Source organism: Colwellia sp. F1 (assembly GCF_056238625.1).
On sequence record NZ_JBWDLI010000007.1, the window covers coordinates 137,106 to 160,865 of the forward strand.

The window sequence follows — 23,760 nt, forward strand, 5'->3', positions numbered from 1 at the left end:
TCACATAAAGTGATAGCGAGACTGGAACGTATTTTTCTAACATAAGTAGCGCGTCTACAATGCCGCCTAGGGGTTTTTGAACTAGTGTGTTGAAATGGTGCGGGTCAAGAGACTTGAACTCTCACATCTTGCGATACTGGAACCTAAATCCAGCGCGTCTACCAATTCCGCCAAACCCGCTTTGAACTTTTACTATTCCAATCTAAAAATGGCAGGAATAAGAGGATTTGAACCTCTGACATCACTGCGGAGCAAAACCGTTTTGATGTTTATGCTTTTCCATCTAAAAAATGGCAGGGATAAGAGGATTTGAACCTCTGAATGACGGGATCAAAACCCGCTGCCTTACCGCTTGGCTATATCCCTACAGGGGGAGTTATGACATTGTATTTACTTAACCGATTTAAGTAAATGGCAGGGATAAGAGGATTTTAACCTCTGACATCACTGCGGAGCAAAACCGTTTTGATTTTACTATTCCATTTTAAAAAATCAATAAATATGTTTTTAAAAAATGGCAGGGATAAGAGGATTTGAACCTCTGAATGACGGGATCAAAACCCGCTGCCTTACCGCTTGGCTATATCCCTGCAATGTCTTTACTTGTATAAAAAATGGTACGGGTCAAGAGACTTGAACTCTCACATCTTGCGATACTGGAACCTAAATCCAGCGCGTCTACCAATTCCGCCAAACCCGCATTATATTTTTTATACTTCACAAAACCTAAGTTGAGTGAAATGGTGGCTACACCGGGATTCGAACCTGGGACCCCATCATTATGAGTGATGTGCTCTAACCAACTGAGCTATGTAGCCATTCCATCTTGCCTCTCAGCAAGTGGCGCGTATTATGCTAATCTGGCTGCCATACGTCAACCGTTTTTTTATAAAAATTACTTCTTTTTGCTTATTTGGCTAATGGGTGTGCAATTTGTCCGTTAACTACACAAAAAATTCGCGGTATAATAAATTAATAACCGCGATTAGCCGATTGTTCGTTATACGTTAAAGCGGAAATGGATAACATCGCCATCTTTAACTGCATACTCTTTACCTTCTAAGCGCCATTTGCCCGCATCTTTAGCACCAGACTCACCATTAAACTCAATAAAATGGTCGAAAGCAATAACTTCAGCACGAATAAAACCTTTTTCAAAGTCTGTATGGATTACCCCAGCAGCTTGAGGAGCCGTGGCATTTTGCTTAACCGTCCACGCACGAACTTCTTTAACACCGGCAGTAAAATAAGTTTGTAAATGTAATAAAGAGTACCCAGCATTAATCACTCGATTTAGGCCAGGCTCTTCTAAACCAAGATCAGCCATAAACTCAAGGCGGTCTTCATCATCCATTTCAGATAATTCACTTTCAATTTCAGCGCAAACAGCAACAACAATAGCGCCTTCAGCATCTGCTACTTTCTTTACTTGATCAAGATAGGGGTTATTTTCAAAACCATCATCATTCACATTAGCAATATACATAGTTGGTTTAATGGTTAAAAAATTTAAGTAACCAATGGCTGCTTTCTCTTCTTTAGATAATGCTAAAGAGCGAATCATATTGCCTTCTTCAACATGCTTTAATATTTTTTCTAAAATAGGCACTTCAAACTTGGCATCCTTATCACCCCCTTTTGCTTTTTTGGCTAAACGAGTAATAGCACGCTCTGCAGTGTCCATATCAGATAACGCTAATTCAGTGTTAATTACCTCTATATCGTCAACAGGGCTCACCTTATTAGCAACATGAATAATGTTGTCATTTTCAAAGCAGCGTACAACATGACCAATAGCATCGGTTTCTCGAATGTTTGCGAGGAACTTATTTCCTAAACCTTCGCCCTTAGATGCTCCTGCAACTAGGCCTGCAATATCAACAAACTCCATGGTGGTTGCAAGTACGCGCTCAGGCTTTACAATTGCGGCAAGTTGGTCAAGACGTGGGTCGGGTACAGGCACTACACCAGTGTTTGGTTCTATAGTGCAAAAAGGAAAGTTAGCAGCTTCAATGCCTGCTTTAGTCAGTGCGTTAAATAATGTTGATTTACCAACGTTGGGTAAGCCAACGATACCACATTTAAAACCCATAGTTTTTACCTGCTTTTATTGATGTCAATTTGATTGTTACGGCAAACCGTGTGTCTGAGTGAATATATTTAAGATAGTGACATTAAACGATACAATTAAACTATTCATTTAAAACAAACGATGCCAAAATAAGTGCTAATTTACACCCCTTTGTAGGCATGTAAACGCTGTTGTGCTTTATGTAAACTGTCAGTTTGCCAGATGTCAAAGCAACGGCTTGCTTCATCTATGGCATTGTCAATAAGGATTTGTTCGCTGCTTGGTGCTTTACCTAATACATGGCCAGTCACTTTATCTCGGTGGCCTGGGTGGCCTATGCCAATACGTAAACGATAGAATTCTTTATTATTTGCCATGCGAGCAATAATATCTTTTAAGCCGTTATGGCCGCCATGACCGCCACCTTGTTTTATTTTTACAGTACCAGGGAGCATGTCTAATTCATCATGCGCAATCAGTATATGATCGACAGTAATTCGGAAAAAATTTGCTAGAGGAGCGACAGATTGACCACTTCGGTTCATAAAAGTAGTGGGAATTAATAAATGTACTAGTTCGCCACCAATTAAACCTTTGCCATAGAGTCCGGCATATTTTTTTTCTGGGCGAAGCGATATGTTATTGCGCTGTGCTAGTTCTTCAACAAACCAAACACCGGCATTGTGGCGTGTTTTTGTATATTCGGGGCCAGGATTTCCCAGCCCCGCAATCAACTTAATAGTCATATAAACTATTCATCTTAATTATTCACTTAATTGAATAGCTAACTGAATAAAGGCTGATTATTCAGTAGCTGCTTCTTCAGAAGCGGCATCATCTTCATCTTCTTCACTTTGAGTTTTAAGTGCATTGGCGGTAACAACACCTTGGTCATATTCTTCGCCTTTCACTAACTCATCAGATGTAACACCTTTCGGGAATTTAACATCAGATAAATGTATTGTTTGACCAACTTCTAATTCAGCTACGTCAACATCAATAAACTCAGGTAAATCTTTTGGTAAACAAGTAATTGCAATTTCTGTCATGTGACGAACGATCATTGCGCCTTGTTTTACAACACTTTCTTCATTATTGAAGTGAATTGGAACATTCGCTTGAATAACGTGTTTTGCATTGATACGAATGAAATCTAAATGCATAATAATGTTTTTGTACGGATGACGTTGCATGTCTTTGATCAAACATTCAACTGGCTTTCCATCTACATTTAACGTTAAAACGCTTGAGTAGAATGATTCTTCAAGTTGAGCACGTAAAACATTTTTGTGTTCTAAGGTTAAAGAAATTGATTCTTTGCCTTCACCGTAAAGGATCGCTGGAATTTTATTCGCGTGACGTAGGCGGCGGCTCGCACCTTTCCCCAAGTCTGTACGTACTTCAGCATCCAAAGTAAATAAATCAGTCATGATATATACTCTTATATTGTATAATTAATTAAGTCTTGTTTTTTGCGACCAAAAACAAGGATGTTGCTTTTTTTTAACGTGCTAAGAATCAATAAAGAAGTAATAAAGAAAGTTAGCTAGATAAAAAAGGCGCGGCATGATAACACTAGCATGGAAGTAAAGCTATTTATTATTATATTTATCTTTATTTCCTTAAACTTATTCTTGGCTCAAAGCTTCATTAGTGGGTGGAGGGTCAGCAAAATTGATCAAACACAGTCTTTTGTACTTCTGAATAAAAAACAGATATTACAAGTAATATCTGTTTTTTATTGGTGTACTTGTTATGGTGTAAGCACTAAACGTTAGTGATCAAACATCGCAGAGATAGACTCTTCATTACATACACGACGAATGGCTTCACTTAACATACCACTTAAGGTTAGCTGACGTACCATTTTAAGCTTTTTAATCTCTGCAGATAAAGGAATAGAATCGGTAACCACAACTTCGTCAATAACTGAGTTTTTAAGGTTTTCAGCCGCATTACCTGATAAAACAGGGTGAGTCGCGTAAGCAATAACACGTTTTGCGCCGTGTTCTTTTAATGCTTCGGCCGCTTTTGCTAAGGTTCCACCGGTATCGATCATATCATCAACAATAATACAATCTCGTCCTTGAACATCACCAATGATATGCATAACTTGTGCAACATTAGCTTTTGGGCGACGCTTATCAATAATAGCAAGGTCGGCATCATCTAGTAATTTAGCAACCGCACGGGCACGAACAACACCGCCAATATCAGGAGAAACGACCACAGGGTTGTCTAGATCGCGATTTTTCATGTCTTCTAATAAAATTGGTGTACCAAAAGCGTTATCAACAGGTACATCGAAGAAACCTTGAATTTGCTCTGCGTGTAAATCAACCGTTAATACGCGATCAACACCAACACTCGATAAAAAGTCAGCGACCACCTTGGCAGTAATTGGTACACGTGCACTACGTACTCGTCTGTCTTGGCGGGCATAACCAAAGTAAGGAACAACCGCAGTGATTCTGCCGGCTGATGCGCGACGAAAGGCGTCGATCATCACAATTAGTTCCATCAAGTTATTATTAGTCGGCGCACAAGTTGATTGGATAATAAAAACATCACTGCCGCGAACATTTTCATTAATTTCAAAGCTAATTTCGCCATCGCTAAAACTGCCTATAGTGGCTTCGCCTAACGTAATATACAAACGATTTGCGATTTGTTTTGCCAGTTCAGGGGTGGCATTACCCGCAAAGATTTTCATGTCAGGCACAGTCAGTTCCTCAGAAACTTTTGACATTAATAGTAGTAGCTACAGTAAACATAAATAAAGTATGTTTATAATAGCCAATTTTTAAGTTTATTTGTTTTTTAAACGCTCAATAACACAAAGCAGTGGCGATTTGTTTAAACCTTTCGCAACAAAAGACTCTATCCCAAGAGGGAGCTTTCTTTGTAGTTCATAAGCTGCTTTTTTACTAGAAAAACGTGAAAATACACACGCACCTGTCCCCGTCATTCTAGCCGGTGCGTATTCTACCAACCAAGCGAGTAACTTGGCAACCTCGTCGTAATGTTTTATTACCATCGTTTGGCAATCATTACGGTATTTATCATTTTGGAATAAATCATCATAAAAGCTATTAATGTCTTTACTATCGAGTTTGGCTGTGGTTCTTGGTAAATCAGGTGACGCAAAAACACTGGCTGTTGCAATACTAATATTAGGTTTACAAACCAGATAGTAGCATTCATCAGGTTTTGCCGCTGTAAGCTTTTCGCCCACGCCTTGAGCAAATGCAGAAAAACCATGGATGAAAATAGGTACGTCAGCCCCTAAACTTAACCCTAATTCGGCAAGCTCATCAGTAGTAAAACCACATTGCCAAAGATGATTTAAGGCCACCAATACAGTTGCCGCATTTGATGAACCGCCACCTAAACCACCACCCATGGGGAGCTTTTTCTTTATGCGAATGTTGGCTCCAGGTAAATTTAATGCGGCACTTTTTTTTGGCTTGTCTGCTTCTTTTGTTATGGCGCTTTGCAGTAAATGAGCAGCTTTTATAATTAAATTATCATCATTTTTTACGCCAGTGATGGGGGTTAATAGCGCGATTGTTGAGTGGTCTGTAACAGATATTTCAATGGTATCGCTATAGTCTAAAAACTGAAATAGGGTTTCTAACTCGTGATAACCGTCAGTACGTTGTCCAACAACATGCAAAAATAAATTAAGCTTTGCGGGTGAGGGAAATTGAAAGAATTGCTCTATCTTGCTGCTTTTGTTCATTAATTTCTACTTAAATTCAGGCGTTAATTATTGCTATTGACTGTTACAGGTGATGCTATGTCATTACACTACCAATCCATTATAGTGTATCGCTAAATGACCAATCCTTTACGGCTATTTTTATTAGTAAGTCTGCTTTTTTAATTGTAAACAGTGTCGCCATATCTATCCCATTAAAACGTTGGTATTTTTTATATTGAATTTGCCAAGTAGCATTATGGTGGTAACTTATTATACTTATGGGTAATTGTGTTTCTTGGTCTACTTGCAGTGTGTCATCTATTGTATAAGGCAAGCCTTTTAACCAAAAACTGAGTGCTTTTGTCGGTAAAATAAGACCTGTAAGTGAGTATATTAAATCTGAAAGGTTAGTACTTCGGTATTCTTTGCCATCTACTTTAATTAAATGTTGTTGCTGGTTAGAGGTTAAATGAAGGACATTAATACCTAGGTAGCTAGTTAAATTCAACGTTTGTGTTTTCGCATTTTCATCAACTTGCCACTTTATCGAGGCGCTTTCACGTTTATCTTGTGCGTTAGTTTGTTGAATAAACGCTATTTTCCCGTGTAATTGCCAAACTGCTTTTTCTTTTAATTTTTGAGCTCTTTGCTGTAGGGGAATTATTTTGTTCTTGTCTGCTAACGGCTTGATATACGGGCTTGTACAACCCGACAACAAAATACTAGCAGTGAATAATAAGTAGAAAAACAGAGTGAATGATTTGATCATTTTTTACTAACACCAATAAAATAGGTAAGTATTGGAACACAGCAATTTATGCAATTCAACTGTGCAAGCTTTTTACTTAGCGCTGATCCCTTTTAATTACTGCTGTTATTTTGTAAAATGGTTGTTTCATTTTAAGTGATTTTTATCACAGATCATACTTTCCCAACAGAGCTTGCATTATACTTACTCTGTTAATAAGTAAAATATCAATAGGTTTATTACATTGTCCATAGTTGCTGTTGGAATTAATCACAAAACTGCCCCTGTTGCGGTAAGGGAGAAAATTTCCTTTAACCCCGACCGCCTTTCTATTGCCCTAAAAGAAATGTTGTCGGTAGTGCAGTGCCGTGAAGTTGCTATTTTATCAACTTGTAACAGAACTGAATTATATATTGTTCAGGAAGGGGATGTTAAAGTAACGCAAGAGCGTTTAGTGCAATGGTTAGAAAATTACCATAATGTTCCAGCCTCTATTATTTTGCCTAGCCTCTACTGGCACCAAGACCAACAAGCGGTCAACCATATAATGCGAGTAGCTTGCGGCTTAGACTCTTTAGTTTTAGGTGAACCTCAAATTTTAGGGCAAATGAAACAAGCCTATAGTCAAGCGAAAGCCGCAGGCTCTATGGCGCTGGTAATGGACCGACTATTTCAACGTACTTTTGGCGTTGCTAAACAAGTTCGTACTGAAACTGACATAGGTGCCAACGCTGTGTCGGTTGCTTTTGCTAGTGTTAACTTAGCAAAGCATATTTTTGCCAGTTTACATAAAACTAAAGTATTGCTTGTTGGTGCAGGTGAAACCATTGAGCTAGTGGCGAAACATTTATATGAAAATAATGTTGGTAAAATCACTGTTGCTAATCGTACCATAGAGCGCGCGTCAAAAATGGCCGACAAAATTGGCGCACAAGTGATTACTTTAGCGCAAATTCCTGAACACATGAGTAAAGCTGATATTGTCATCAGTTCTACTGGCTCAACTTTACCTATTATAGGCAAGGGAATGGTAGAGCAGGCTTTAACAAAACGACGCCACCAGCCTATTTTTATGGTTGACCTAGCTGTGCCTCGTGATATTGAAGAACAAGTGGGTGATTTAGACGATGTGTTTTTATATACCGTTGATGACTTACAAAATATTATTGCACAAAACCTAGAAAACCGCCGTAAAGCAGCAGTTGAAGCCGAAAACATTGTTAATAATCAATCAGGTATTTTTATGGCGTGGCTACGTGGCCTAAATACGCAAGATACCGTAGTTAACTTTAGAAACCAGTGTTTAAGTGAGCGTGACCTATTACTTGAAAAAGCAATAATACAGTTGAAAAGTGGTAAAGATGCTGAAGCTGTTGTTAGCGAGTTGGCAACTAAATTAGCGAATAAATTGATGCATGCACCTACTAGCGCAATACAGTCTGCTGCGCAAGGTGGCGAATTAGACAAGTTAATTTATCTTCGTGATATTTTTAATATTGATAATGAAAAGTAACATCGCTGTGAACACGTAAAACCAATAAATTAGCTGTGGCATGTTGTCAAGGTTGGTAACGGCTTTCAAGTTGTAATATAGGGTAATATATCAATAACACTTGTCATCACAATGGTAAATCTTTATTGACAATCTACTACCTACTGTAGAAAAATAGCGCCTGTGCTAGAATAGCGCTAATTACCATGGCCATGGCGTTAATTTTTTCCTAGCTTAATTATTCCTTTTAAAAAAAGATTATTTTAATGAAATCCTCTGTTTATCATAAACTTGAAGCGTTAGCTGAGCGCTTTGAAGAAGTTCAAGCCTTATTATCTGATCCTGAAACTATAAACGACCAAGACAAGTTTCGTAGCTTATCGCAAGAGTTTAAACGCTTAGACGAAGTGACGACAGTTTTTCACAACTACCAAAGTGCTGAGGACGATTTTGCTACGGCAGAATTAATGCTAAAAGACGATGACCCTGATATGCGAGAAATGGCACAGGAAGAATTTAAAGAGGCTAAACAAGCAGTTACTGATTTAGCAGAAGCGCTGCAAATATTATTACTACCTCGTGATCCTAATGATGATAATAACTGCTTTGTTGAAATTCGTGCCGGTGCCGGAGGGGACGAAGCGGCTATTTTTGCGGGTGATATGTTCAGAATGTACAGTCGGTATGCTGAAAAGCAAGGCTGGAAAATTGAAGTGATGAACTCGAACGAAAGTGAGCAAGGTGGTTATAAAGAGCTGATTATAAAAATTAACGGTGAAGGTGTTTATGGGCAAATGAAATTTGAGTCAGGGGGGCACCGTGTCCAACGTGTACCTGAAACTGAGTCGCAAGGGCGCGTACATACTTCAGCGTGTACTGTAGTTGTGATGCCTGAAATCCCTGAGTCGCAAGCCATTGAAATAAACAAGGCTGACTTAAAAGTAGATACTTTTCGTGCGTCAGGCGCCGGTGGTCAGCACGTGAATAAAACAGATTCAGCCATTCGTATTACTCATATTCCTTCTGGTGTAGTTGTTGAATGTCAAGATCAACGCTCGCAACACAAAAACCGTGCTCAAGCGATGTCTGTTTTACAAGCAAGGTTACAACAAGCGGAAGATGAAAAGCGCCGTAGTGAAGAAGAGTCATCACGTCGTAATTTAGTAGCAAGTGGCGACCGTTCTGAGCGCATTCGTACGTATAACTTTCCTCAGGGCCGCATGAGCGACCACCGTATTAATTTAACGCTTTATCGATTAAATGAAATTATGGAAGGTAATTTACAATTGATTCTTGAGCCTATAATGCAAGAAAACCAAGCTGATCTTCTGGCTGAACTTGCTGAGCAACATTAATCTGTGAGTAGTTCATTATTATCAAGTTCATATCAAATAAGGTTAGTGGGCGATAATGCAATTTCTAACTTATTGATTCAAGGCGAAAAACTATTGCAGGCTAGCTCAGATAGCGCCAAGCTTGATGCTGAAATACTATTGTCGTTGGTGCTTAATAAAGAGCGTAGTTACCTGCTAACTTGGCCTGAAAAAATACTCAGCAATACTGATTTACACGTTTTTTTACAAGTATTGGTTCGCCGTATTCAGGGCGAACCAATTGCTTATATTACCGGTATGAAAGAGTTTTGGTCATTGCCTCTTGCTGTTTCTAAAGCGACACTCATTCCGCGGCCAGACACTGAAACACTGGTTGAATTGGTGCTAGAAACACTTCAAAACAGTGCAAATATTAACTGTTTAGACTTAGGCACAGGCACAGGAGCAATAGCACTGGCTTTAGCAAGCGAACAACCCACTTGGCATATTGATGCAATAGACTTTAGCCTTGAAGCGGTGCAACTTGCACAGCAAAATGCAAAAAACTGTCAATTAACACAGGTTAACTTCTTTCAAAGTGACTGGTTTTCTCAAGTGTCAACAAGTAAAAAGTTTGACTTAATTGTGTCAAACCCACCTTATATTGACAGCCAAGATGTTAATTTAACACAAGGTGATGTTCGTTTTGAGCCAGCGTCAGCACTTATTGCAAACGAGGGCGGTTTAGCTGATATAAAACATATTGCTGATCAAGCACGTAACTTTTTGGCATTAAACGGGCACTTATTTTTTGAACATGGCTTTGCACAAGCTAGTGATGTACGAAATATATTATTAAGTTTGGGTTACGCTAATCCACAAACAGAAAAAGACTTAAATGGCCATGACCGTATTACCTGGGCAACGTTTGTGGCCGAGAGTTAAAATAAATTCACAGAGGAGTTCATTTTGTTTAAACACTTGCATATAACCTTAGCTGTCATAAGCGTTACTTTATTTACTTTACGCTTTGTATGGTTGTTGGCTAATTCAAATAAACTACAAGCGAAATGGGTGAAAGTCACCCCGCATATTATTGACACCCTATTGCTAGGGCTTGGCGTTTTTATGGCGGTGCAATATTCAATGAACCCCATGGAGCAACTATGGTTAGGTGAAAAAATTATTGCAATAATTGCCTATATTTTAACAGGATATTACACACTTAAGCTTGCTCGAAATAAACCTCTTCGTGTTATGGGCTACTTAGGTGCTATGGGTTGGATTATGTTAATTGTACGCTTAGCTATCACACGAGAGCCAATTTTATTTTTATAATCAACTGATTCAGTGACTTTTGCATTACTTCCTTTTTAAAAAACTTTATTAGCGTTAATTAAAACTTATGAATACATTGTTGCTTTTAGAACTTCAATCTCAAGACAAATGTTTATTACAAACACTGGTCTTACTTGAAGAGGCTATTTTTCAAGGTGACTTATCTTTAGCTCACGTTAATGACACTGAGCTTGAACTGTCACTTGATGCTTTAGAGCTAATTATAGCCCAGTGCCAAGCGGTTATTGCTGAAATAGAGTCTCCCTTAGAACAAGCAGAAGTGTTAATGAATGAGCTTTATTATCAGCATCTATTTATTGATAGTGAGAAAACAAATTGGCCAATTAGTGCTTATAAAGTTGCCCCCAGCTTAAACCAACGTTTAATGTCGCCTATAGTGAAAGCTATTATTGTTTGTGAAATTATCAGCGCATGTGGCTTTAGCGCAGATTTGGTTTTTGTCCCGAATAAAGTTATGGTTCGCCTTTGTTGTGATGAGCAATATGCTATTGTATTTGATGCAGTAACGGGAGAGTCTTTAAATTGGCAAGAGTTAGATCTACGCCTTGAAGAGCTATCGGGTGACCCTAGCCAACAAGAGTTTTCGGCGATGAACAGGCAAGCTATTTTAGCAGAATATTTAAGTGGCTTAAAAGCGACCTTAATTCGTGAGAAAGCATTTGCGCAAGCTTTAGTCTGCGTGGACTTATTACTGTCATTAAATCCTGACGATCCGCTGCAAAGGCGTGACCGTGGATTTTTGCTTCACCAATTAGAATGCTTTAAAGTGGCGGTTGATGACTATCGTTATTTTGTCGAAAAGTGTCCAAAAGATCCTGCAGCACAATTGTTAAAAATTCAACTTGATAACATAACGCTAACGGACCCTACTTTTCACTAAGTTACATTGTTACAGGTAACAGATAACAATGTAATACAAATAATTTATATTGAGCAATTTATATAATTAAAATAATAGGACAAACCAATGTCAAGCTCCATAGTTGCCCCACTAATAACCAATGATGTAGCCGTATTAGGGTTACTTTGCTTAATTTTAGGCTTTGTTTTTTATAGCTCAAACAGTGAGCATCCCGCCTTTAAAAAGTTTTATCAATATGTACCTGCATTATTGATGTGTTATTTATTGCCTTCGTTATTAAACACGTTTGGTATTGTTAGTGCAGAGGTCAGCCAGGTTGATGAGGTTGCAAAATACTATTTACTACCGGCTTGTTTAGTACTATTGACCTTAAGTATTGACCTTAAAGCCATTGCCGCTTTAGGTAATAAAGCCATTATAATGTTTCTAACCGGCACTGTTGGCGTTGTTATTGGTGGGCCTATAGCATTACTGGCGATCTCGGCAATTTGGCCTGAATTACTCGGCGTTACCGGCCCTGACGCAGTATGGCGTGGTATGGCGGCATTAGCAGGTAGCTGGATCGGCGGTGGGGCAAACATGCTTGCGATGAAAGAAATTTATGGTGCTGACGGAAAAATATTCACTATTATGGTCACGGTAGATATTGTTGTCGCCAACTTATGGATGGCTTGCTTACTTTACTTCGCCGCCAACCATAAACGTATTGATGCAAAAAGTGGCGCTGATACATCGGGTATTGATAAACTAATCAATAAAGTTGAAGCGTTTGAACGTGAGCACGCAAAAAAGCCAGAATTAAAAGATTTTATGCTTATTTTAGCTGTCGGTTTTGGTGCTGCCGGCTTCGCCCATTTAGCAGCAGACTTGTTAGTGCCTTTTTTCAAAATTAATTACCCAGAATTAGAAAAATTTAGCTTACACAGCAAGTTGTTCTGGATTATTGTGTTGGTGACAACGGTTGGCTTGTTACTCTCTTTTACTAAAGCTAGACGTTTAGAAGGTGTCGGCGCATCAAAAGTAGGGAGTAGTTTTCTTTACATCTTAGTGGCAACCATTGGTTTACATATGGATATTACACAAGTCGTTGAAGCGCCCAAGTATGTAGTTATTGGGTTACTATGGATGGCTATTCATGTTGCTTTACTCTTTATTGTTGGCAAAATGATCAAAGCCCCAATATTTTATTTGGCTGTAGGTAGTAAAGCGAATATTGGTGGAGCTGCCTCTGCACCTGTTATTGCCTCGGCTTTTCATCCTTCATTGGCACCGGTTGGTGTATTGCTAGCAGTATTAGGGTACGCATTAGGTACTTATATGGCTTGGCTTTGTGGACAATTATTACGCATTATCGGCGCTTAATTTGCAGCACGGCCAGTAGCTTTGCACCTTAAATTTATTAGGTGTCAGGCTTAGGGGCTAAGATAATGGCAATTTACTAGGAAAAATTATGACAATACAATCAGTTGCGGTAAGTGGCATTGAAGTGGCGAATGATAAGCCATTTGTTTTATTTGGTGGAATGAACGTGCTAGAGTCGCGTGACTTAGCGATGACAATTGCTGAACACTATGTTGAAGTGACACAAAAGCTTAATATTCCCTATGTGTTTAAAGCATCCTTTGACAAAGCCAATAGGTCTTCAGTTCATTCCTACAGAGGGCCAGGTTTAGATGAAGGTTTAAGAATTTTTGAGGAAATAAAAAAAACTTTTAATGTACCTGTTATTACTGATGTACATGAGCCATACCAAGCACAACCCGTAAGCGAAGTTGTTGATGTTATTCAATTACCTGCTTTTCTTGCTAGGCAAACCGACTTGGTTATCGCAATGGCTAAAACGGGTGCCGCTATCAATGTCAAAAAACCGCAGTTTTTAGCAGCGCATGAAATGAAGCATATTATTAATAAGTTTGCCGAAGCGGGAAATGAAAATATTATTCTTTGTGAGCGCGGCAGTTGTTATGGTTATAATAACTTAGTGGTTGATATGCTAGCCATGGATGAAATGCGTAATTATGCCCCAGTGATTTTTGATGCCACACATTCGTTACAAAAGCCTGGTGGTCGTAGTGATAGTGCAGATGGCCGACGAGCACAGGCTGCGCAATTAACACGCAGTGGTATGGCTGTAGGTATCGCTGGTTTGTTTATTGAAGCTCACCCAGAGCCTGCTGCCGCTAAGTGTGATGGCCCTTGTGCCTTGCCGCTTGATAAACTAGAACCCTATTTAGTTCAAATGAAAGCGATCGATGACTTGGTGAAAGGCTTTGCCCCGCTAATCACTGATTAGTGCGCATTTAACCTTACTAAAATAAAATCGTATATTGGTGGTGGTTTTCTATCACAGGTTGATCAACACTGCAGATAAAAAAAGGGGGATTTCTCCCCCTAGACTTAGAAAATGTGCGAGCATTTTGTGGTGTTTTTTTAAAGCGCCTGTCTTAAAGTCTTTGCTAATACAGTGCTAGGTCTGCTTTTATTCAGCCATTCTTGCCATATTATTAAATACAAGCGTGTTGTCTTTATTGTTGGTGTTAATATTTTCTTTTGCTAACAGGTTACTTGCCTTGTTTTGTATTGAATTGGCAGGTAATGCCAGTGTTGAAAACGTTAATGCTAAGCTTGTTTGTGCTTGGCTAATTAATCGTTCTTGTTTAATTGGCTCTGCTTTTACTAGCTCAGCAGCTTGCGCGATAGATGCTAAACCAGAAGTAAAATAAATCATTACTACGGAGGTAGCGACGAGGGCAAGTTTGTATACGTTAATGCTTTTCATTTTGTTAATCCTTTGGGCCTAATATTTGTATGGTGCCATTGTTTGGCAGATAGATTTATTAGGACTTTCTCGCGTTTATTATTTTGACTACGGCTATTTTTACTTACACGGTCTACTTTTTGCTGTTAAAACGTTGAGGTGGTGTCCTTAATCTACGTTCACTATAATACGCAATAACGAACACACTTAAAAATGACATATAATCATGTTATTCATTAGAAAAACTAATGCATAGTGTTTATACTGTGTTGTGTATGTTGAACGTTTTACTTTTTTTTGTTTTCTACAAGTATTGGGTGTAATTTGGCTACTCGACTACCACCATTAAACGCATTGCGGGCATTTGAAGCTTCGGCTAGACAGTTGAGTTTTACCAAGGCAGCAGAGGAGTTATTTGTAACTCAAGCCGCTGTTAGCCACCAAATAAAAGCATTAGAAGAGCATTTAGGCATAAAATTGTTTATGCGAAAAAATCGCTCTTTATTGTTAACAGAAGAAGGGCAATCTTATTATCTCGATATAAAAGGTATTTTTACCTCCTTATATGAAGCCACAGAAAGATTGCTTGCTCGTGGCGCTAAAGGCTCAATTACCGTGAGTTCACAAGCAAGTTTTGCCATACAATGGCTTGTGCCTAGGTTAAGTGCTTTTAATTCCTTGCACCCTGATATAGACGTTCGTATTAAAGCTGTTGACCAAGCAGAGAACTCGCTAACGGAAGATGTTGATGTTGCGATCTATTATGGGCGAGGTCGGTGGCCTAATGTACATGCCGATAAGTTACAAACCGAGTATTTAATTCCTGTTTGTTCTCCCTTGCTTTTACAAGAAAGTGCAGCCAGCGGTAAGCCACCCTTATTATCTTTAGATGACTTACAACACCATACTTTACTTCATGATACGTCTCGTCGCGATTGGAAACGTTGGTTTAAGCAAGTTCAAGTAAAAGGAACTAATGTTAATCATGGGCCTATTTTTAGCCATTCGGCTATGGTACTGCAGGCGGCTTTATATGGCCAGGGTGTTGCGTTAGCGTATAATGTGCTAGCAAAACCAGATATTGATTCAGGCCGTTTGGTCTGTCCGTTTAATGATGTACTGGTTAGTAAAAATGCCTATTTTATTGTTTGCCGTGAGTCTCAAAAAGAAATTGGTAAAATAGCAGCATTTAGAGACTGGCTACTGAACATGGTTGAGTCAGAGCAAGCGCAAGTTAAAGATGGCCAAATCACTTAATCACTTAATCACTGAGCCCATGGCGTTAATGGGTTTTCGTGATAAACAATAAAAAATAGGTCACCACCACAATGAAAGCACACAGCGACCCCCTTGCTCATAAGCTAAATAATAAGGTAAGTAACCCTATTAGCACCATTGTTAACAATGTAGAAGCACCCATCGCGCAAGTTATTTTTGCTCATGGTGCTGGTGCCGACATGCATCATGACTTTATGGTGCAGGTAACGGCTTTGCTTAATCAAGCTAATATTAATGTGCTTAGGTTTAATTTCCCTTATATGGACAAGCGTATTGCGCTAGGTAAACGTTATCCGCCCGACAGAATGCCAATGTTAATTGCTTGTTATAAAAAAGTGATTAAAGACATTAGCACAACCAGAAATAATACGGCAGGTAATAATAAAACACTTCCTTTATTTATTGGCGGTAAGTCGATGGGTGCTCGCGTAGCGGCAACATTGGCGAGCGATGAAACAGTTTTAAGCCAAGTGCAAGGTGTTTTTTGTTTAGGATACCCATTCCATCCGGCAAATAAAGTGGCGCAGCTTCGGCTTGAGCCGTTGCAAAATACCCAGCTTCCGATTCAAATAGTACAAGGAGAACGTGATACATTAGGTACGCAAGCAGAAGTGTTAAGTTATGAACTATCAAGCCAGTGTCAGTGCTTCTTCTTAAGTGATGGTGATCACAGTTTAAAGCCTAGGGTAAAATCAGGCTTTACCCACGCCCAGCATATAAAAAGTGCAATACAGGTTATCGGCCAATTTATTCAGGAGCAGATCACCAGTGGATAAAAATATAAAAACGACTATGAAAAAAAACAGTCTACTAAAATATTTACTAATTTTTGTTGGCCTTAGTGGCTGCTTCTCTGTACTATTCGGCGCTTACCTTGCTCACGCAGGGCAAGCATTGCCTGTTAACGTACAGGCAACATTAAAAACAGCCTTGCAATACCAGTTATTTCATACCCTAGCCCTATTAGTAGTGTTAGTTTGGCTTAAAGCTAACGTGGCTATTAGCAAGCCGTCCACGCTATTGTTAGCGGCATGTATCGGCTTTATTGTTGGTATTGTACTCTTTAGTGGTAGCATTTATATTAAAACATTTTTTAGTGTTTCCTTTATTGGACAACTTACACCGTTTGGCGGAATATCATTGGCAGTCGCTTGGCTACTTTTGTCAATTGCAGGTAAAAAAAACTTATGACATCTATCGTATTATATTGTCGTCCGGGCTTTGAAAAAGAGTGCGGAGCTGAAATTCAAGAAAAAGCTTCATGGAATGAGGTTTACGGCTATCTAGAGTTAAAACAAAACCAAGGCTTAGTTTTTTTTCACTTACACGTACCAGAGCATGGTGAAGTGTTAATAGAAAAATTGCCACTTAGACGCCTTGTTTTTACACGTCAATGGTTTGTTACTCTAACCGAAAAAATTGACTTACCTCAATATAATCGCGTTGAAGCTATAGTTGAGTCGCTTGGCGATGAATGGCAGTATGACGATTTGCGTATGGAAATGCCGGATACTAATGAGGGTAAAGCGTTAAGTAAGTTTTGTCGCAAACTATCAGTGCCACTACGGCAGGGGTTGCGTAAAGCGAAAGTATTAACGGCTAAAAGCAAAGACTTTAATGTTGAAGAGGCGGGCGCTATCTTGCACGCCTTATTTCTTTCTGGTCAAGAAGTGATTTTAGGTTATTCATTAGCACATAATAGTTCGTTACATGTTATGGGCATTCCGCGTCTTAAGTTTCCAAGCCAGGCACCTAGCCGCTCTACGTTGAAACTGGATGAAGCTTTTTTGTATTTTATTCCACGCAACGAGTGGACTACTCGCTTGACTTCAGGAATGAACGCGGTTGACTTAGGGGCTGCACCTGGTGGCTGGACCTATCAATTAGTGCGTCGCGGTATGATGGTTACCGCAATAGATAACGGCCCAATGGCTGAGTCGTTAATGGACACAGGACAAGTGAAGCACAAAATGATGGATGGCTTTAAATACTTCCCAATGAAGCAAAATGTCTATTGGCTTGTTTGTGATATGATAGAAAAACCACAACGAGTAGCCAAATTAATGAGTGAATGGCTATTAAATGGCTATTGTAAAGAAGCTATATTTAACTTGAAACTGCCGATGAAAGGGCGCTACCAGCAAGTTAGTAAAGACTTACAAACAATTAAAGATATGTTTTCAGAGCATCAAGTAAAGTATGAGTTATATGCCAAGCACTTGTATTACGACCGTGAAGAAATCACTGTCCATGCAAGGCTACTGTAAATAGCGTGTTTGTAAGCGAGTTGCCCTGGGAGCAACTCGCTATGGTCAATGGTTTATTTGAACGCTACTTATAACCTTGCCACTTAAAAAACTTTGAGTTTATAGTCTTTCCAGTAACGCTTCAGTAAAATCAGTTGTACCGTGCGTACCACCTAAATCACGGGTCGCGCGATCACCGCTGGCGATAACATCTGTTAACGCTTGTCTAATTTTGTCGGCTTTATCGCTCATCTCTAAATATTCAAGCATTTGTAAAGCCGCTAAAATAACAGAAGTAGGGTTAGCGATGTTTTTGCCTGCTATATCAGGAGCACTTCCATGCACAGCTTCAAAAATTGCACAGTTTTCACCAATATTAGCACCTGGAGCCATACCTAAACCGCCGACTAAACCAGCACATAGATCAGATAAAATATCACCAAAAAGGTTAGTCGTAACAATAACGTCAAATTGTTCAGGGTTCATCACTAATTGCATGCAGCAGTTATCAACAATCATTTCGGTTGATTCAATATCAGGGTAACGCGCCGCAACTTCACGCGCTACTTTTAAAAACAAACCAGAGGTTGATTTTAAAATATTCGCCTTATGTACTGCGGTTACTTTTTTGCGGCCTTCTTTACGAGCTGTTTCATAGGCGAAGGTTAAAATCTTTTCTGCGCCATCACGGGTAACGATACTTGTTGCTTCTGCATGCGTACCATCTTCAGAGGTAATTTGGCCTGCGCCGGAATACATGCCTTGGGTGTTTTCACGAACGGTGAGAATATCTATATTGTCATAACGCGCTTTAGTCCCTTTAAATGATAATACAGGGCGTAAATTCGCGTATAACTTAAACTGCTTACGTAAAGTTACGTTAATTGAAGTAAAGCCTTCACCAACAGGGGTCGTTAATGGGCCTTTTAAGGTGATCTTGTTTTTTTCGATAAGATCCATTGTTTCTTGTGGTACTAACTCACCATGTTTTTCTAATGCGGTTAAGCCAGCATCAGCAAATTCATAAGTAAAGTCACAACCGGCCTTATCTAAAACTTTAATTGTTGCATCAATAATGCTTGGGCCAATCCCGTCGCCAGGGATCACAGTAATAGTTTGTTTGGTCATGTGTTTTTGCCTTGTGGTAAAAAGGGGGGCTACTTAACTAACTATAGTTAATAAAGTAATGTTTTTGTACAATACTAGGCAAGGAGGCACTAAAAGGCTATTGATCTAGTATTTATGCTGTGCTTTATATCATGTAAGTAACGCTGTTACGTATTCGGTGTTTTTATTTGTAATATTTACTTACTGAATGCTAAGATAATTATTCATATACGCAGCATAATAAGTTGTTTTAATGCTAGGTTTATTTAACACTGTTGTTTGTGTTTGCATTAAGCAGCGTTGCCTTCCATTATTGATGGCGGTCAATAATAGCCCAGTGCTTAGGGTAATTACTGCCTAAACCTATCTCTTTCAATACGCCGTTAACAAAGAATAAAAAAGTACACTCTTCTTGGGTGGTTATTCCGTCTGATTTAACGTGTTGGGTGCGATAGAACATCACTTGAAAATAATTATTGCCACTTTTTCTTGCTTCCGTAATGTCAGGGCTACCAAGCTGGTTTAATGCCTGTTCAAAAGTGAAGTTGTCAAGCTGTAATTTAGCTATAAACTGTTTGTTGTAAGCTTCTCTATCTTCCCATTGCATTTTGTTGGGACTGTCGTCGTAGAATGACACCACCAATAACACAAAAATACCGTAAACAGCCAACGCAATAAATATGCGCGTTAAAATTTTTTTATTCATTATGCCGCCTTGGTGTTTTTTTATAATGCTGTTAATTGTTGGCTTTCGTCTTTGGGAGCTGCTGGTTTTAACCTAATATCCTTCAGGTTAAAACCAAGGGGAATATTTTGTTTAAGTGTGAGTAGTTTTCTACTGAGTGTTATTTGCTCACCGCTGGCAGCGAGCTTCTCTTTTATTGTCGGTTTTAATGTTTCACTACTTAATAGCGCATTAAGAGAGCCATATTCATTAAGTAAACTGGCCGCGGTGATTTGACCAATACCCATAACACCGGGGATTTTATTGGTGTTATCACCAGTTAATGTCCATAAGTCAATCAGTTGTGTTGGTTTAACATCAAACTTATCTTTAACATAATCTTCATCTAAATAGCGGCGGTTAAAATAGTCATAAATATGAATATTTGGGCTTAATAGGGGTAAAAAACCTTTGTCAGTAGAAATAATAGTCACGTTTTGGCCGTGCAACGCCATTTTAGTTGCGATAGTCGCAATCAGATCATCCGCTTCATCTTCTTCAGAAAGTAATGAGTCTACACCAAGGTTAAAAAAGGCATCTTGTATGCTTGGCAGTGCATTTGCTAGATGCACAGACATTTTTTTGCGACCTTTTTTATAATCAGGGTATAAGGTATAACGCCAGCAAGGGTTTTGGCTATCAAACACAGCAAGCGCATGACTCGCTTGCTGGGCGTTGAGTATGTTTTCTAGCGCTTTACTACAGGCTTGTAACGTATTAAATAAAACCTGTTGTTGTGTTTTTTCTGCTAAATCACCGTCAAGTTGGCTCTGAACAAATGGACGCTCTTGTACCGCATAAATTCGGCGGATTAAATTTAGCGCGTCAATTAACACCAAGTGAGCAGACATGCCTAGCTCTCTAATACTTGATAACAAGGAACGTAGTTACTACCAGGTAGTTTCATCCGCCCTTGGCTGACAAAAGAGGCGAGTAATTTATCCATTAATACCATAATGTTATTGTCACCTGATATTTGAAAAGGGCCATGCTCTCTAATTGCTTTTATTCCTTCAGATTTAACATTGCCCGCAACAATACCTGAAAAGACTCTACGTAAATTTGCCGCAAGCTCTGCGGTAGGCAAGTCGTGACTTATATTTAATGCTTTCATATTCTCATGGCTTGGCTCAAAGGGTTGTTGAAAGTCATCCTCGATCACTAAAGACCAGTTAAAATGAAAAGCATCACCAGTTTCTTTGCGATATGTCAGCACACTATCAAGCGTTTTTGTTACAGACTGAGCAACCTGCTCAGCGTCGTTAATTATAATTTTATATAAACCTTGTGCTTCTTCACCTAAGGTTGCGCCAATAAAGGCATCTATTTCGTTAAAGTATTCCTTAGCGCTCTCAGGGCCCGTTAAAATAATAGGGAGTACTTGGTCTTTATTTTCTTTGTTGAGCAAAATGCCTAAAATATATAATAGTTCTTCAGCGGTGCCAGCACCACCTGGGAATATAATAATGCTATGTGACATTCTCACAAACGCTTCTAAACGTTTTTCAATGTCAGGCATTATAATTAGCTCATTTACAATCGCATTAGGTGGTTCTGCAGCAATAATACTAGGCTCGGTTAAACCTAAGTATCTGCCTTCTTTGTTGCGTTGTTTCGCATGGCCTATCGTTGCGCCTTTCATCGGGCCTTTCATAGCACCTGGCCCGCAACCGGTACAAATATTAAAGTGACGTAAACCTAATTGATACCCAACAGCTTTGGTATATTTGTATTCGTTTTCAGGAATAGAGTGTCCGCCCCAGCAGGTTACTAAACGAGGCTCTGTTTCTGGCAAAATAGCATTAGCATTACGAAGAATACCAAACGTAGCATCCGTTAGTGAGTCAGGAGCGCAATGCATGTGCTGATAAGGGTTATGGATAAATAAAATATCACGCAAAACAGCTGATAAATGTTCACGTATACCCCGTATTATTTTACCATCAACAAACGCGTGTTCAGGAGGGTTTTTTAAGTCTATTTTAACCCCACGCTCACGCCTGAGCACTTCAATAGTAAACGCTTTGTGTTGCTGATATATTAGCTCCGCGTCGTCAGTGTGGCTGCCAGCATTGAGCACGGCAAGCGAGCAGTTTCGATAAAGGTTATAAAGTTCACTAGCTGAAGATTGTTGTAATTGGTCAACCTCTGCTTGTGACAGAATGTTCATGTTTCCGACAGGATTTAGTTGAGTTTGAATGGGGAACTCCTTTATTTTGTAGAGTGAATATTAAACCAAGTTTTAATAACGCGTGTTATGTTATTTAAAATAAACAACTTGGTTTTTTCCTTGTGTTTTCGCTTTGTACATTGCTTCATCAGCGCGTTCAAATGCGGTATGTATATTGTCTTCTGGGTTAATATGCGTAGCACCGATAGATAAGGTAATACTGACATTATTTTCTTTGAACTTAAACGGTAAGCGGGCAACACTCTTGTTTAATACGTTTAATTCATTGATAAAATCAGCTTCTTTATGGTTTGTGTAGATCAGTACAAACTCTTCACCACCATAGCGCGCCACAAAGACACCTTTGCTTACTTTCTTTTGTATAGTATTGGCAATAACTTGTAAGGTTTTATCACCAGCTGTATGGCCGTAGGTGTCATTAATACCCTTAAAGTCGTCTATATCCATCACAGCTATAGCTAAATCAATAGGTTTATGGTGGTAGCTCACCATACACTGGGTGAAGTATTCGTCAAAAGCTGCACGATTACTTAACTTAGTTAAAGAGTCTTGCATGCTCTTACGCTGTTGTTCGGCTAGCTTACTTTCAAACTCTTTACTTTGTTGTTCAAGCTGCTCAACCTTTTTAGCCATATCATGGAGTTGTTCAGACAATACTTGTTGGTTATTTAGCTCTAATTTGGTTTTCTCTTCTAATGTTTTGGCTATATTGCTTATTTTGCTATTAATATCAACTTTTACTTGCGAGAGAGAAAGCGCTTCTTTAACTGAGGTTCTCATGTCAAGCAACTGCCCTTGCAGGGTTTGATTAATTTTATCGTTAGTGTTTTTCGCAGTTTCACAAGTTGATAACGTGCTTTTTACGGCATCTTGCACCCTTGTTAGTGTTTCGCTTAATGTATTTAAAAAGTTCTTAGCGTGGTCTCTCTCATCTTGTAAGTCGGCAACGATTATGTCAAATATTTCAATAAATCTTTGTAATACATCATCATTTTTTGTATCTTTTACCAGCTTTTTATTGATGGCTAATAACTCTTTCGTGTGCTGAGTTGATAATGGTAACTTACTTAAACATGAGGATATTTCTTTTATCAGTTTGCTGTTTACAGCGCTAGCGCTAGTATGCTCAGGCAATGAAGCGCTCTTTGCTACATTAGCTTTTTTTTGCGCTGCTAGATTATTATCGCTAGTATTAAGCTTTGTTTGCAACGTTAAGTGGTAAAAGTTTAGTAGCTGGCTAAACAGAGGAGCATATTGGGTTACGCTTTCTTTTGTTGATTGGTTTTCAGTTAATAATTCACGTAAATCTCTTCGTAAACTATTGGGTAACCCCGTTATTTTTTGTAAGTTTTGGCCTGCATTATTAAACTGTGTATGCAACCGAGTAATGTTTATTTCGTTGGCTGCAGTGTGTTTTTGTAATAACTTAGATATTTCATTAATCTTTAATTCAACATCAGATACAGGGGCTGTTCTAGCAAATAACCCTCGCAGTTGCGCCAGACGATTATCGAGTTTTAAGTCAATACCTTTTAACACTTGAGATAACTTATTAATAAACTCAATTAACATAGTTGACTGCGCTTTAAAGTCTTCCTCAAGCGAAGCTCTAGATGCTATTGCTGCATTAAGTCGATTTTGTAATGTTTTTGATTTTTTATCAGCAACAGTTTTAGGTATCATTTTGCAGGGCATTCCTTATGTTTTATCTAGTCACAACTAGCAGCCAAGGTGATTACTTATGCAGCTCATAATTTACAGTATAACGCGTAGGGTTATCAACAGTATTCTTGGTCGTTATGACTAAAATGTAAATCTAGTGGTTTAGTCGTACTTTATTGTTGAGTTGACTTAATTTATTTTTAGTAAGTTAGCTAAGCTTAACCTTATCGCGTTCCGTCCTAGTTC

General features: G+C 38.9%; 23 protein-coding genes and 5 tRNA genes. 11 read left to right on the plus strand and 17 right to left on the minus strand.

Annotated elements, in window-relative coordinates; translation table 11 throughout:
- Positions 1-95: 95 nt before the first annotated feature.
- From AC0UA9_RS08520 to lolB, 11 genes are all read right to left on the minus strand, one after another.
- Positions 96-180 (minus strand) — tRNA-Leu (locus tag AC0UA9_RS08520).
- Between the two features lie 111 nt (positions 181-291).
- A tRNA-Gln gene (locus tag AC0UA9_RS08525) sits at positions 292-366 on the minus strand.
- Between the two features lie 149 nt (positions 367-515).
- Positions 516-590, minus strand: a tRNA-Gln gene (locus tag AC0UA9_RS08530).
- A gap of 25 nt (positions 591-615) precedes the next feature.
- Positions 616-700: transfer RNA gene (locus tag AC0UA9_RS08535), tRNA-Leu, on the minus strand.
- Between the two features lie 41 nt (positions 701-741).
- Positions 742-818 (minus strand) — tRNA-Met (locus AC0UA9_RS08540).
- Between the two features lie 182 nt (positions 819-1,000).
- Positions 1,001-2,092 carry a redox-regulated ATPase YchF gene (ychF, locus tag AC0UA9_RS08545; RefSeq protein ID WP_475659266.1) on the minus strand — a complete coding sequence of 364 codons (1,092 nt, stop codon included), beginning with the start codon at positions 2,090-2,092 and terminating at the stop codon, positions 1,001-1,003.
- Between the two features lie 140 nt (positions 2,093-2,232).
- Positions 2,233-2,817, minus strand: coding sequence for an aminoacyl-tRNA hydrolase (pth, locus tag AC0UA9_RS08550; RefSeq protein ID WP_475659267.1), 585 nt, complete (start codon positions 2,815-2,817; stop codon positions 2,233-2,235).
- A gap of 57 nt (positions 2,818-2,874) precedes the next feature.
- Positions 2,875-3,501, minus strand: coding sequence for a 50S ribosomal protein L25/general stress protein Ctc (locus AC0UA9_RS08555; protein ID WP_475659268.1), 627 nt, complete (start codon positions 3,499-3,501; stop codon positions 2,875-2,877).
- Between the two features lie 344 nt (positions 3,502-3,845).
- Positions 3,846-4,793, minus strand: coding sequence for a ribose-phosphate pyrophosphokinase (locus AC0UA9_RS08560; protein ID WP_475659354.1), 948 nt, complete (start codon positions 4,791-4,793; stop codon positions 3,846-3,848).
- An 87-nt stretch (positions 4,794-4,880) separates the two neighbouring features.
- Positions 4,881-5,813, minus strand: a complete 933-nt coding sequence (gene ispE / locus AC0UA9_RS08565; protein WP_475659269.1) for a 4-(cytidine 5'-diphospho)-2-C-methyl-D-erythritol kinase — start codon at positions 5,811-5,813, stop codon at positions 4,881-4,883.
- A gap of 79 nt (positions 5,814-5,892) precedes the next feature.
- Positions 5,893-6,543 carry a lipoprotein insertase outer membrane protein LolB gene (lolB, locus tag AC0UA9_RS08570; protein WP_475659270.1) on the minus strand — a complete coding sequence of 217 codons (651 nt, stop codon included), beginning with the start codon at positions 6,541-6,543 and terminating at the stop codon, positions 5,893-5,895.
- Between the two features lie 223 nt (positions 6,544-6,766).
- Between lolB and hemA the strand changes: the two genes are divergently transcribed.
- The 7 genes from hemA to kdsA all read left to right on the plus strand — a co-directional run bounded on the left by hemA (position 6,767) and on the right by kdsA (position 13,841).
- A complete protein-coding gene (gene hemA, locus AC0UA9_RS08575; protein ID WP_475659271.1) occupies positions 6,767-8,035 on the plus strand; it encodes a glutamyl-tRNA reductase in 1,269 nt (422 codons plus the stop codon).
- A 245-nt stretch (positions 8,036-8,280) separates the two neighbouring features.
- Positions 8,281-9,369, plus strand: a complete 1,089-nt coding sequence (prfA, locus tag AC0UA9_RS08580) for a peptide chain release factor 1 (protein WP_475659272.1) — start codon at positions 8,281-8,283, stop codon at positions 9,367-9,369.
- Between the two features lie 3 nt (positions 9,370-9,372).
- Positions 9,373-10,272, plus strand: a complete 900-nt coding sequence (gene prmC / locus AC0UA9_RS08585) for a peptide chain release factor N(5)-glutamine methyltransferase (protein ID WP_475659273.1) — start codon at positions 9,373-9,375, stop codon at positions 10,270-10,272.
- Positions 10,273-10,296: 24 nt separating this feature from the next.
- Positions 10,297-10,665, plus strand: coding sequence for a SirB2 family protein (locus tag AC0UA9_RS08590; RefSeq protein WP_475659274.1), 369 nt, complete (start codon positions 10,297-10,299; stop codon positions 10,663-10,665).
- 67 nt (positions 10,666-10,732) lie between these two features.
- Entirely contained in the window at positions 10,733-11,566 is an 834-nt protein-coding gene (locus AC0UA9_RS08595; RefSeq protein ID WP_475659275.1) for a SirB1 family protein, read from the plus strand.
- Positions 11,567-11,653: 87 nt separating this feature from the next.
- Complete coding sequence (locus tag AC0UA9_RS08600) at positions 11,654-12,910, plus strand: DUF819 family protein (protein WP_475659276.1); 1,257 nt, start codon at positions 11,654-11,656, stop codon at positions 12,908-12,910.
- Between the two features lie 88 nt (positions 12,911-12,998).
- Complete coding sequence (gene kdsA / locus AC0UA9_RS08605) at positions 12,999-13,841, plus strand: 3-deoxy-8-phosphooctulonate synthase (protein WP_475659277.1); 843 nt, start codon at positions 12,999-13,001, stop codon at positions 13,839-13,841.
- Between the two features lie 186 nt (positions 13,842-14,027).
- On the opposite strand, the gene AC0UA9_RS08610 is transcribed toward kdsA, so the two are convergent.
- Positions 14,028-14,327, minus strand: coding sequence for a hypothetical protein (locus AC0UA9_RS08610; protein WP_475659278.1), 300 nt, complete (start codon positions 14,325-14,327; stop codon positions 14,028-14,030).
- Positions 14,328-14,630: 303 nt separating this feature from the next.
- Here AC0UA9_RS08610 and AC0UA9_RS08615 point away from each other — a divergent pair, with 303 nt between their 5' ends.
- The 4 genes from AC0UA9_RS08615 to rlmM all read left to right on the plus strand — a co-directional run bounded on the left by AC0UA9_RS08615 (position 14,631) and on the right by rlmM (position 17,851).
- Positions 14,631-15,563: a transcriptional regulator GcvA gene (locus tag AC0UA9_RS08615; RefSeq protein ID WP_475659279.1), complete on the plus strand. Its 933-nt coding sequence runs from the start codon at positions 14,631-14,633 to the stop codon at positions 15,561-15,563.
- A gap of 71 nt (positions 15,564-15,634) precedes the next feature.
- The gene (locus tag AC0UA9_RS08620) at positions 15,635-16,360 is read left to right on the plus strand and encodes an alpha/beta family hydrolase (protein WP_475659280.1); all 726 of its coding nucleotides are present in this window, start codon (positions 15,635-15,637) and stop codon (positions 16,358-16,360) included.
- Positions 16,353-16,775, plus strand: coding sequence for a DUF423 domain-containing protein (locus AC0UA9_RS08625; protein ID WP_475659281.1), 423 nt, complete (start codon positions 16,353-16,355; stop codon positions 16,773-16,775). The genes AC0UA9_RS08620 and AC0UA9_RS08625 overlap by 8 nt, the downstream gene beginning before the upstream one ends.
- Positions 16,772-17,851, plus strand: coding sequence for a 23S rRNA (cytidine(2498)-2'-O)-methyltransferase RlmM (gene rlmM, locus AC0UA9_RS08630; RefSeq protein WP_475659282.1), 1,080 nt, complete (start codon positions 16,772-16,774; stop codon positions 17,849-17,851). The genes AC0UA9_RS08625 and rlmM overlap by 4 nt, the downstream gene beginning before the upstream one ends.
- Before the next feature lie 99 nt (positions 17,852-17,950).
- On the opposite strand, the gene AC0UA9_RS08635 is transcribed toward rlmM, so the two are convergent.
- The 5 genes from AC0UA9_RS08635 to AC0UA9_RS08655 all read right to left on the minus strand — a co-directional run bounded on the left by AC0UA9_RS08635 (position 17,951) and on the right by AC0UA9_RS08655 (position 23,535).
- Positions 17,951-18,958 carry an isocitrate dehydrogenase gene (locus tag AC0UA9_RS08635; protein WP_475659283.1) on the minus strand — a complete coding sequence of 336 codons (1,008 nt, stop codon included), beginning with the start codon at positions 18,956-18,958 and terminating at the stop codon, positions 17,951-17,953.
- Positions 18,959-19,247: 289 nt separating this feature from the next.
- Positions 19,248-19,643, minus strand: a complete 396-nt coding sequence (locus AC0UA9_RS08640; protein WP_475659284.1) for a DUF3192 domain-containing protein — start codon at positions 19,641-19,643, stop codon at positions 19,248-19,250.
- A 20-nt stretch (positions 19,644-19,663) separates the two neighbouring features.
- Complete coding sequence (xni, locus tag AC0UA9_RS08645) at positions 19,664-20,512, minus strand: flap endonuclease Xni (protein WP_475659285.1); 849 nt, start codon at positions 20,510-20,512, stop codon at positions 19,664-19,666.
- Between the two features lie 2 nt (positions 20,513-20,514).
- Complete coding sequence (gene ppnN, locus AC0UA9_RS08650; protein ID WP_475659355.1) at positions 20,515-21,861, minus strand: nucleotide 5'-monophosphate nucleosidase PpnN; 1,347 nt, start codon at positions 21,859-21,861, stop codon at positions 20,515-20,517.
- Positions 21,862-21,921: 60 nt separating this feature from the next.
- Complete coding sequence (locus tag AC0UA9_RS08655) at positions 21,922-23,535, minus strand: GGDEF domain-containing protein (RefSeq protein ID WP_475659286.1); 1,614 nt, start codon at positions 23,533-23,535, stop codon at positions 21,922-21,924.
- Between the last annotated feature and the right edge of the window lie 225 nt (positions 23,536-23,760).

Excerpts from the sequence above, each read along its gene's own strand:
- ispE (WP_475659269.1), bottom strand. The coding sequence starts at position 5,813 with ATGAACAAAAGCAGCAAGATAGAGCAATTCTTTCAATTTCCCTCACCC.
- pth (WP_475659267.1), bottom strand. The coding sequence starts at position 2,817 with ATGACTATTAAGTTGATTGCGGGGCTGGGAAATCCTGGCCCCGAATAT.
- lolB (WP_475659270.1), bottom strand. The coding sequence starts at position 6,543 with ATGATCAAATCATTCACTCTGTTTTTCTACTTATTATTCACTGCTAGT.
- kdsA (WP_475659277.1), top strand. The coding sequence starts at position 12,999 with ATGACAATACAATCAGTTGCGGTAAGTGGCATTGAAGTGGCGAATGAT.
- AC0UA9_RS08595 (WP_475659275.1), top strand. The coding sequence starts at position 10,733 with ATGAATACATTGTTGCTTTTAGAACTTCAATCTCAAGACAAATGTTTA.
- ychF (WP_475659266.1), bottom strand. The coding sequence starts at position 2,092 with ATGGGTTTTAAATGTGGTATCGTTGGCTTACCCAACGTTGGTAAATCA.
- prfA (WP_475659272.1), top strand. The coding sequence starts at position 8,281 with ATGAAATCCTCTGTTTATCATAAACTTGAAGCGTTAGCTGAGCGCTTT.
- AC0UA9_RS08655 (WP_475659286.1), bottom strand. The coding sequence starts at position 23,535 with ATGATACCTAAAACTGTTGCTGATAAAAAATCAAAAACATTACAAAAT.
- AC0UA9_RS08610 (WP_475659278.1), bottom strand. The coding sequence starts at position 14,327 with ATGAAAAGCATTAACGTATACAAACTTGCCCTCGTCGCTACCTCCGTA.
- AC0UA9_RS08600 (WP_475659276.1), top strand. The coding sequence starts at position 11,654 with ATGTCAAGCTCCATAGTTGCCCCACTAATAACCAATGATGTAGCCGTA.
- rlmM (WP_475659282.1), top strand. The coding sequence starts at position 16,772 with ATGACATCTATCGTATTATATTGTCGTCCGGGCTTTGAAAAAGAGTGC.
- xni (WP_475659285.1), bottom strand. The coding sequence starts at position 20,512 with ATGTCTGCTCACTTGGTGTTAATTGACGCGCTAAATTTAATCCGCCGA.
- AC0UA9_RS08555 (WP_475659268.1), bottom strand. The coding sequence starts at position 3,501 with ATGACTGATTTATTTACTTTGGATGCTGAAGTACGTACAGACTTGGGG.
- AC0UA9_RS08635 (WP_475659283.1), bottom strand. The coding sequence starts at position 18,958 with ATGACCAAACAAACTATTACTGTGATCCCTGGCGACGGGATTGGCCCA.
- AC0UA9_RS08620 (WP_475659280.1), top strand. The coding sequence starts at position 15,635 with ATGAAAGCACACAGCGACCCCCTTGCTCATAAGCTAAATAATAAGGTA.
- AC0UA9_RS08640 (WP_475659284.1), bottom strand. The coding sequence starts at position 19,643 with ATGAATAAAAAAATTTTAACGCGCATATTTATTGCGTTGGCTGTTTAC.